Source organism: Paenibacillus sp. P4_A7 (assembly GCF_056402455.1).
In genome coordinates, this window is record NZ_JBFUHJ010000746.1 from 1 (window position 1) to 1486 (window position 1486).

The 1486-nt window shown below is 40.0% G+C and carries 3 protein-coding genes; all 3 read right to left on the reverse strand.

Annotated features, from left to right (window positions below):
• The coding region (locus AC1DWN_RS33620; protein ID WP_477563166.1) for a class I SAM-dependent methyltransferase at positions 1-540 on the reverse strand (540 nt) is incomplete at its 3' end.
• A 159-nt stretch (positions 541-699) separates the two neighbouring features.
• A complete protein-coding gene (locus tag AC1DWN_RS33625) occupies positions 700-1053 on the reverse strand; it encodes a hypothetical protein (RefSeq protein WP_477563167.1) in 354 nt (117 codons plus the stop codon).
• Between the two features lie 141 nt (positions 1054-1194).
• Positions 1195-1383, reverse strand: a complete 189-nt coding sequence (locus AC1DWN_RS33630) for a hypothetical protein (protein ID WP_477563168.1) — start codon at positions 1381-1383, stop codon at positions 1195-1197.
• Positions 1384-1486 lie beyond the last annotated feature (103 nt).

Sequence of the window (1486 nt, forward strand, 5' to 3'; positions counted from 1 at the left end):
TTTGTGTATAGGGTGAGACCAACTGAAAATAAATACACCGTCTTTTTTTAGGTAAGAAGCGATCCGGCAAAAAGTACCCTCAAGGTCGGTGGTCCAGCCTATGGCATAAATTGAATAAACAAAGTCAAAATAATCCACTGGTATGCCACATTCTTCTTCCATGGGAGAACAGATCAATTTTGCTGAAAGACCACATGCCTTCAAATGTTGTGTTGCCTTTTCGATTTGTTTTTCTGATATATCCACAGCCCATAGTTCAGATGCTTTGCGTTCCCCCTGATATTGCAAGGATTGACCGTTTCCACAGCCTATCTCCAGCATCTTTTTCCCTGAGACATCGCCAAAAAGCTGGCATTTTTCTTCTGAGACAAATGCTCCATAAAAAGGAAGCACGATTGCTCCTAAAAAGTCATTTCCTTTTGTATCCCAATAGAAACTGTTTGTTTTATAAACAGAATTCTTGTCCATGTCGACCGAGATGGCGCTGCCAACCTCGCCAGCGCCTATTATGTTGGTTTTATAAACAGAACTCTTGTCCATGTCGACACCCCCCCAAATATAGTTAATTGTTCGATGATTTGACTACTTATGACCATATTTTAACATAAGCAGTTGAAGATAACTGCCCGTTACTTCAATGAAAACAGGGAGCAGCTACCGTAGTAATCTGCTCCCTGGCTATTCAACAAACGTTTCCCGTTAGTTTAACGTCTTATTAGCAACTTTCGGAGTTGGAAACTCTATAACTTGAATATTAAATAGATCCAAAACCGCAATAATAGCTGAAGCTAAACCGCTATTCCATATCTCATCAATCCAATTTTCTTCAAATTTCTTAGTGCATTCACTAATGAAAGCCTGATCGATAATGATTGGAGATGCTACGGGTATCTCAGAGTAGAGATGTTCCTTAACACCAACTTTATCAACCATCCACTTTAGCCCTGCGTAGACTCCCATAAAGTAGTGATCTGTTGCATTCTCATGTGTAGTTATCCATTCACGCAATTGATATTTTCGCTCCTGAGTCATCTCCACAGTAACAGTGAACATAAAATCAACTCTTTTATAGTTTAATGTGAAACTCCATTTGGAAAAGTCCCCGAACGTGTTGGTTGGCTGCAGTATTGTCGTACTTCAGCTATCGTTGCTTCCGTTTAGAAACTAACCTAAAGTTTCTCGTTAGCTCAAAGGCTATCTGAACGGGGGAGGGTTATTATTCAACTTTCGTCTTCTAATGAAAATTTCATTTACTGTAATTCCAGCTAGTATGGCGACTGGTATCATGTCGTACAAATTAAAATGCTCGTCTACGGTATACCTAAGGAGAAAATAAGTCAATGTACTAAATCCGATAACTCTGAGCACAATCCATCGGTTCATCAACAATCCCCCCACATTTTGAGACTATCCTGCCCGTTAGTTTAATAAAACGAGCAGGCTACCGCAGTGCCTGCTCATCGTTGTGTGCTATTGAACTAACGTT

Bases quoted from the DNA above. Each gene is read 5' to 3' on its own strand.
- AC1DWN_RS33625 (WP_477563167.1), bottom strand. From the start codon at position 1,053: ATGTTCACTGTTACTGTGGAGATGACTCAGGAGCGAAAATATCAATTG.
- AC1DWN_RS33630 (WP_477563168.1), bottom strand. From the start codon at position 1,383: ATGAACCGATGGATTGTGCTCAGAGTTATCGGATTTAGTACATTGACT.